General features: G+C 49.7%; 9 protein-coding genes. All 9 read right to left on the reverse strand.

Annotation, left to right across the window (positions count from 1 at the left end):
• On the reverse strand, positions 1 to 963 hold the full coding sequence (locus tag QZT18_RS11350) for a DUF2953 domain-containing protein (protein WP_294148115.1): 963 nt from the start codon (positions 961 to 963) through the stop codon (positions 1 to 3).
• Between the two features lie 5 nt (positions 964 to 968).
• Positions 969 to 1157: a hypothetical protein gene (locus QZT18_RS11355; protein WP_243125211.1), complete on the reverse strand. Its 189-nt coding sequence runs from the start codon at positions 1155 to 1157 to the stop codon at positions 969 to 971.
• Positions 1158 to 1278: 121 nt separating this feature from the next.
• The gene (locus QZT18_RS11360; RefSeq protein ID WP_294148124.1) at positions 1279 to 2580 is read right to left on the reverse strand and encodes a hypothetical protein; all 1302 of its coding nucleotides are present in this window, start codon (positions 2578 to 2580) and stop codon (positions 1279 to 1281) included.
• A gap of 70 nt (positions 2581 to 2650) precedes the next feature.
• On the reverse strand, positions 2651 to 3904 hold the full coding sequence (locus QZT18_RS11365; RefSeq protein WP_294148127.1) for a competence/damage-inducible protein A: 1254 nt from the start codon (positions 3902 to 3904) through the stop codon (positions 2651 to 2653).
• Positions 3905 to 3906: 2 nt separating this feature from the next.
• On the reverse strand, positions 3907 to 4449 hold the full coding sequence (pgsA, locus tag QZT18_RS11370) for a CDP-diacylglycerol--glycerol-3-phosphate 3-phosphatidyltransferase (RefSeq protein ID WP_227030073.1): 543 nt from the start codon (positions 4447 to 4449) through the stop codon (positions 3907 to 3909).
• Complete coding sequence (gene rimO / locus QZT18_RS11375) at positions 4433 to 5770, reverse strand: 30S ribosomal protein S12 methylthiotransferase RimO (RefSeq protein WP_294148128.1); 1338 nt, start codon at positions 5768 to 5770, stop codon at positions 4433 to 4435. The genes pgsA and rimO overlap by 17 nt, the downstream gene beginning before the upstream one ends.
• Positions 5771 to 5855: 85 nt before the next feature.
• Positions 5856 to 6116, reverse strand: a complete 261-nt coding sequence (gene rpoZ, locus QZT18_RS11380) for a DNA-directed RNA polymerase subunit omega (RefSeq protein WP_003504161.1) — start codon at positions 6114 to 6116, stop codon at positions 5856 to 5858.
• Between the two features lie 17 nt (positions 6117 to 6133).
• Positions 6134 to 6754: a guanylate kinase gene (gmk, locus tag QZT18_RS11385; RefSeq protein WP_294148130.1), complete on the reverse strand. Its 621-nt coding sequence runs from the start codon at positions 6752 to 6754 to the stop codon at positions 6134 to 6136.
• A gap of 30 nt (positions 6755 to 6784) precedes the next feature.
• A complete protein-coding gene (locus QZT18_RS11390; RefSeq protein ID WP_227030071.1) occupies positions 6785 to 7663 on the reverse strand; it encodes a YicC/YloC family endoribonuclease in 879 nt (292 codons plus the stop codon).
• Positions 7664 to 7790: the final 127 nt, after the last annotated feature.

Genomic DNA, 7790 nt, shown 5'->3' on the forward strand with positions numbered 1-7790 from the left:
TTACATTCCTCCTCGGTTCAGAAACCGCTTAAGCTGTTTCCTGAAATTTTTATTTAGCAATACTCTGATTCCTGCCATAAGGAGCGTTCCCGTCCGGATGCGCCCTTTTAAAGATACGTTTCCCTCCAGTACCTGTCTGTCAAAAACGGGTTCAATCACGAGATTATCGCGGTACAGGGGATAGAGAAGAGCCGCCCAGGTAAGCACCTGTCCGGTTATATACGGCTCATCGGATCCAAAGGTAATATTCCCTTTAAGTTTCACCGGCAAAATGTGGCGTAATACCTTTTTAAGCTGTTTTTTTATCAGCCGGTACGTTTTCCTGTTCTCTTCGTCTTTCAGAAAAGCCGTCACGGTTTCTTTCCAGTCGTCCGCCTTTTTCAGGGCCGCCATGACATTCCTGATAAAAAGCATCACTCTGCGGAAAAAATTCTGAATCCCGGCGGCAATGCGTGAAAAAATAGTTCCCTTACCGTTATCTTTATGCGGCGGCACGGGAATTTCTTCCTCAGACCGTAAAAACGGCGCCCCGTCTTCTTCCTCCGGCTCTTCCACCCCCGGTTTCTCCGGCTCATCTCCGCCCAGTTCCTGTGCGGAAAGAAGCGGTTCCTCTCGGAAATCACCGGTATAACTGTCCGCCACGCCGTCGATAAACTCCTCGGCGTCGGGAATAAGTTCTTCCTCCACGGTTTCTTCCGCCTCTTCCCCATTCTCACGGAATACGGGAAAGCCCAGAATCCGGACCAGTATTTTCAGTTCCCCGTAATAACTCACCCGCACCGACAAAAGATGCAGAAACCACGTCAGACGGAACATTCCCTCCGGCTTTCCGTAATAGGAGCCCTGCAGCCTGTATCTGAGCGGAACAAGCAGGACAGACAGAAGGATCAATAGGAGCAGTCCCAGGACGGCAAGCAGCAGGAATCCCGCTATTTTTAATATTAGCAACAAAATATGGAGCATTCCATTCACCTCTGCCCATTTATAGAAAGAAATTCCTGAATGGAAAACCCGCCTGTTTTCTGGTACATTTCATCTACAATATCGCGCACCACTTCCAGTGCCTCATAGTAGTCGGCAGCAATTCCGAGAATCAGTAAATCCTCTTTCTTACTGTAATATTCCGAAAGGAGCACGGCGGCAGGATAAATATCCATGATATTTTTTCCTCCGGATGAAGGGGTGATCACATGGACTCCGGCCTGAAACCGGCCTTTACGGATATTCTGAATAATCGAAAATCGTTTTTTCTTGGCTTTTTGGCCTACATATAAATGCTTATACCAGTGCATTCCCCTCCACCATTATCTGCTTCAAATTCACCATACTGGCGTCTTTCTCTGCCGTATCCAGGCACAGCGACAGGCTGTCCCTGATGTACGCCTGGATCTCTTCGAGCGTATTAAACCAGACCGGAATCTCGGCAAGTACCTTTGCCATAACGGCTCTAGAAGTAAATTTCGCCGTGCGTTTCAGGCGCGTCTCCAGTTCTGTAAACAGCCGTTCCAGCGAGGTCTCGAAAATCTCGTCCGTCACTTTCACGCTGTCTGCGTTCATCGCAAGCGGCGCTGCAAAATTTCCGGAAAGGAGCTGGCCGGCCGCAAAGATATCTTCGTCGCCGGATTCGTACCGATCCATCTGTTTTACATACTGCTCCCAGTAATACTCCTGTTTTCCCTCCAGAGGGCTGAACAGTTCAATAACACGGCCGTCATCCTCCGTGAAAAACCCGTCTTTTTCCCTGCTCTTTTTGAGAACCGTCCTCAGGTTTTCGTGAAGAACGGCCTGATACGGAGACGGTTCCGCAAAAGCAGCGGCCAGCATCATTACACACAGATCATTAATCAGAGGCGGCAGGCAGATGAGCTGCCCTAAAAGACACGAAAGGTTCTCATAGCTCTCCTCATAGCGGTCCTTGAGATTCCTATACTCCTCTTTAGAGAGGCTCAGATAATCACAGTTTTCAAGCTCCATGGCCAGGCCTCTGAATTCGGTAAAGAGTTCCGGATCCGCCCCCGCCTTCCCGAATAAGGGCAGCGCCGCCGCGCTCCGGATCCGCCCGATCATGCGGTCGAGATCGTCCTTGTCTCTTCCTTTGTATGGCCGCAGGCTCTCCTCTATGACACTGTAAAACTTACTCTTTGTAAAGCGGACGGGAAGTTCACCGATGATTGCCTGGATACGGCGGTTGATATCAAGCTGGTTCTCGCCGTCCATGACAAAGTCCATCAGATCGTCGGCCAGAACCTCCGGGGTAATCCGGACCGGTTCCGCGCCGTACAGCTTTCTTTCCATTCTGTCGAGAGCGTATTCATGGATACAGTAACAGTCCAGATAAAGTGTCATCTGGTCTAAAAGGCCCAGTATCCGTTCTCTTACGGCCACCAGGCCGGGATACTCTTTTTTTCCATCCAGAAAGGCCTCCGTCTTTTCGGTGAGCATTTCTGCAAAGTCATCCAAGAATCCGGTTGCCTCCGCTTTATCCATATCTTCAAATAAACTGAACAGATTAAGCAAAAATCTTGTGTAGGAATAATAATACGCCGCTGAAAGCAGCTTTTTCTTATCAGTACTGCCCAATTCTTCTTCCCTTCAGCCTTTCTCCTTCATATCCGGCAATGAAAAGTCCGCGGGGCGGGCTTTCGCTGTCTTAGTCTTTTTTATACTGGTTCAGAACGGAACGTCTGAGCAGATCCAATGCCTGGACTACCGTCTGCTCCCTGATCTTCTCCCTGTTTCCGTTAAAATGGAATTCCTCCACTTTGACACTGTCTTTCATGTAGCATGCGATATAGACAAGTCCCACCGGTTTTTCCGGGGTTCCTCCGTCGGGGCCGGCCACGCCCGTAACCGCCACACAGATATCGGCGTCGGTTGCAAATACACCGCCGGTCGCCATCTCCTTTGCTGTCTGCTCGCTGACCGCCCCGTATTTCCTGAGCGTGGTTTTGCTGACATCGAGGACTTTCCTCTTGGCCTTGTTGGAGTAAGTGATAAAGCCCTGGCGGAATACTTCCGATGCGCCCGGGACATTGACAAGACGTCCGGCCAGAAGGCCGCCCGTGCAGGATTCCGCAGTCGTCACGGTCAAATCATACTTGGTGAGCAGGCGCACCACAACGTCTTCCAGCGCCTCTTTCTCATCCGTCGTATAAACGGCTATGCCAAAACGTTTTTTAATCTCTTTCACAACCGGTTTCAGTATCTTCTTGGCCTCGTCATCCGATTCGGCCCTGGCCGTAACACGGATATGCACTTCCTTTGTCTTTGCGTAGGTTGCGATGGTCGGGTTCGTCTGGTTGTCAATCAGATCGAGGAGCATCTCCTCCACCTTGCTTTCACCGAAACCGCAGATTTTGATCATCTGGGAACGGATTATGCCGGACTGTTTTCCCTGGATATAAGGGCTGACCTGCTTTTCGAACATCGGATACATCTCCCCTGGAGGTCCCGGAAGCAGAATCGCAATTTTGCCGTCTTTCTCCATGGCAAGTCCCGGAGCCGTTCCGTTCTGGTTTTCAAAGACCACGGCGCCTTCCGGAACGAGAGCCTGCCCCCAGTTGCTGTCGGGCAGTTCGCTCTTCATCCTGAGCTTGTACCACTCTTCCAGATGGGCCCTGACGGAACCGTCCTCGACGAGATTAAATCCCATCACCTCCGCACAGACTTCCTTTGTGATATCATCCTCCGTCGGCCCGAGGCCTCCGTTTAAAACAATGACATCCGCCCTGCCAAGCGCGGTTTTTATCACCTCGGCCATGCGTTCCCTGTTGTCGCCGACCGTCGTCTGATAATAGACGGACAGGCCGAGCATGGCACATTTTTCAGAGAGGTAACGCGCGTTTGTGTTTACAATATTTCCAAGCAGCAGTTCCGTTCCCACGGAAATCAGTTCAACAACCATCTTTAGATGCTCCCTTCTGTAAGAATCCTGAAGTTCTTTGCGATATAGTCAATAAGTGAAATTACGGTCAGGGCAAGCGCCACCCAGACACAGAGATTTGTAATAAGTGAAAGAGCCGGTATGTTCAGAATCAAAAGAACCACCGCCACCATCTGGAATGTCGTTTTGAATTTGCCCCAGTAGCTCGCGGCGATTACAACGCCGTTGTCGGAAGCTACCAGCCTGAATCCGCTGATAATAAATTCACGGCTGATGATGATGATGACCATCCATGCGGGAAGCTGTCCAAGCTCGATCAGGCAGATCAGCGCGGAGCAGACAAGAAGTTTATCCGCCAGCGGGTCCATGAACTTGCCGAAATTCGTTACCAGATTATATTTCCTCGCGATCTTGCCGTCCAGCAGATCCGTCAGGCTCGCCACAATAAACAGAACCAGGGAAATCATACGGAAGGTAGTGTTTTCACCTCCCTGATACAGCAGAAAGAAAACAAAAAAAGGAATCATTATGACGCGCAAAACCGTCAGTTTATTCGGTAAATTCATCGATCATCTCTCCTATCAAATCATAATCAAGGGCTCCGGTTACTTTTACCCGGCAGAAATCGCCGGACATAAGGGGAACATCCGCACTTACAAATATCAGTCCGTCCACATTTGGTGCATCCATGTAGGTCCTTCCTACAAAGGCGTTTTCATCCGCCACCTTGCCTTCAATCATAACCTCCAGAGTCTTTCCGACCATATTTTCAGCCTTCTCAAACGCGATTTCCTGCTGAAGCTCCATAATCTCGTCGCGCCGCTCAGCCTTTATTTCTTCGGGAACCTGATCCGGAAACGCTGCGGCGGGGGTATCCTCCTCGGCCGAGTAGGCAAATACGCCCAGACGGTCGAATTCCATATCATCCACAAACTCCATCAGTTCTTCATGATCTTCCTGCGTCTCTCCCGGAAAACCGGAGATCAAAGTGGTACGGAGCACAATATCCGGCACCTCCGCCCTCAGACGGGCAATCCGTTCCATGAGTTCCGCCTTGTTCGTCTTTCTTCCCATATTCTTAAGGATCCGGTCGCTGGCGTGCTGGATCGGAATATCCAGATAGTGACAGACCTTCTCTTCCTCCTTAATTACCTGGACCAGTTCCTCGGTAATCTCTTCCGGATAACAGTACTGGACTCTGAGCCATTCAATTCCGGAAATCTTTGAAAGACGGCGTAAAAGCTCGGGAAGCGTCTTCTTCCCGTAGAGATCCACTCCGTAAAGCGTGGTCTCCTGCGCCACCAAAATCAGTTCCTTAACCCCCTGCTCCGCAAGCCCGGACGCCTCCTCTAAAAGGCGCTCCATCGGCACGCTGCGGTAGGGACCGCGCAGGGATGGGATAATGCAGTAGGTACAGCGTTTGTTGCAGCCTTCCGAAATCTTTAAAAAGGCGTAATGGCCTCCCGTGGTCACAATCCGTTTCTCCGCCACCTCAGGGAGTGCCGAAAGATCATGGAAACATGCCATATGCTCGCCTTTCAGGGCCGCATTCAATACATTCGATATCTCGTCATAGGTGGATGTGCCGAGAATGCCGTCCACCTCCGGGATCTCTTCCATAATCTCTTCCTTATAGCGCTGCGCCATGCAGCCGGTTACGATCAGGGCTTTGCAGCTGCCTGATTTTTTCAGTTCCGCCATCTCAAGGATTGTGTTTACGCTCTCCTCTTTTGCGTCATTAATAAAACAGCAGGTATTCACAAGTATGATATCCGCTTCATTCTCATCGTCGGTAAATGTATGGCCGTCCTTATTTAAAAGGCCCAGCATCATCTCCGTATCCACCAGGTTTTTATCACAGCCCAGGGAAATACAAAGTATTTTCATTCTTTCGCTCCAATCGGTCAATTGTTCTTTTCATTACATAAAAAGCCATCTCCTTGCGCTTTACAGCGCGAGACGGCCTTCTTCTTTAGTATTCGATCTCATCTTCAGGAGTATTATCGTCATTGATAATCTTAACTTTGGACTGATACAGCTCGTCAATGGCAATGGAAAGCGGTTTTCTTGCATCGGCCGGTACGGCGGACTCTTCCCCCGCGATCAACTGTCTGGCGCGCTTTGCCGTGGCAATGACGATAGAATAACGGCTCTGGATTAACGGCTCGTCGCCGGGCTCCACACCGCTGTTTACAACTTTAATTAAATCATTATAGGATGGACGTAACATCATAATCGATCAGGCTCCTTTCAAAAGTCCTTCATTTCTTCTCTGATTGTTCTGATAAAAGTTAAATGACTGCTCACCTTGGCATGCATCGACTGGATCAGATGGTGCATCCTGTCCACACATTCGTCAATATCATCATTGACCAGGAGGAAATCATAATTTTCAATTCCTTCGGCCTCTTTCGCAGCTCTTGAAAGTCTCGCATTGATCGTTTCAATCGGCTCCGTGCCTCTGTTCACAAGGCGGCGGCGCAGCTCCTCTGCGCTGGGAGGCGTAATAAACACCAGAACTGCCTCGGGAAACTTCTCCTTGATCTTGAGCGCTCCCTGAATCTCAATTTCCAAAAGCACGTCTTTGCCGGCTTTCATGCTGGAATCGACATACTCTCTCGGTGTTCCATAGTAATTCCCGACATACTGGGCATACTCCACCAGCAGATCGTTCTCTATCATCTCTTCAAATTCTTCACGTGTTTTGAAAAAATATTCTCTTCCGTCTTCTTCTCCGTCCCTTGGGCCGCGGGTTGTTGCGGAAATTGATAAAGCATAGTTATCATATTTTGTAAGAAGGGCCTTCATTAACGTCCCTTTGCCTGCGCCCGAGAATCCGGAAACAACCACTAAAACACCCTGATTATTCATCATACAAGTCTCCGTCTGTCTTAATTGTCATTACTCAATATTCTGAATCTGTTCCCTGACCTTCTCGATCTCGGTCTTTAAGGCAATCGCCTTATCGGACACTTCCAGATCATTGGCCTTGGAAAGGATCGTGTTGGCCTCGCGGTTCATCTCCTGGGCGATAAAGTCGAGCTTTCTGCCCACGCTTCCGCCGGCAGTCAGTTCCGCTTTCGTAGCCTCGATATGGCTTCTGAGACGCACGGTCTCCTCGTCGGTACAAATCTTATCGGCAAAAATAGTAACTTCTGCGGCGATTCTGCCTTCATCGATGGAAGAACTTTCCAGAAGCTCCTTCACCTTCTCTTCCAGCCTGGTTCTGTATTCATCCATGATCTTCGGCGAGCGTTTCTCAACCTCGTCCACCAGACCGGTCATATAGTCAAGCTTACCCAGAAGATCATTCTTCAGGTTCTCGCCTTCCGTGATTCTGCTGTCTACAAACCTGACGGCGGCTCCGCTGACGGCCTCCTCCAGAATCTTCCACATATGCTCCTCATCCTCCGGCTCCTGCTCCATCGTAAGGATCTCAGGAAATCTTGCCAGCGACGACACCCGGACATCGTTCTCAATGCCGAACTGCTCCGACATCCTGCGGAAATATTCCATGTATTCTGCCGCCAGAGAGGCATTGTAGTTAAGAGACATCCGGCCTTCGGTATAGTCTTCATAGGAAATAAACAGATCCACCTTGCCGCGCTGGATATACTTCTTAAGCAGGTTTCGGATCCCTGCTTCAAAGAAATTAAACTTCTTCGGCATCTTGATGCTCAGATCCAGATAACGGTGGTTAACCGCCTTCATCTCCACTGAAATCTTATATTCTTCCGTCGCAATTTCACAACGTCCGAACCCGGTCATACTCTTTAACATGACAGTACCCTCTTTCGTCCATAGATAATGGTATTATAATGCAAATGGGAAAGGGAGTCAACTGAATTGTGTGGGATTTAGTTGAGATGCGAGGACGCCTCTGTAAGACGGCGGACGGGGGAGTGGG

This window comes from uncultured Clostridium sp., assembly GCF_900547735.1.
In the GTDB taxonomy this organism is placed as follows: domain Bacteria; phylum Bacillota; class Clostridia; order Lachnospirales; family Lachnospiraceae; genus Otoolea.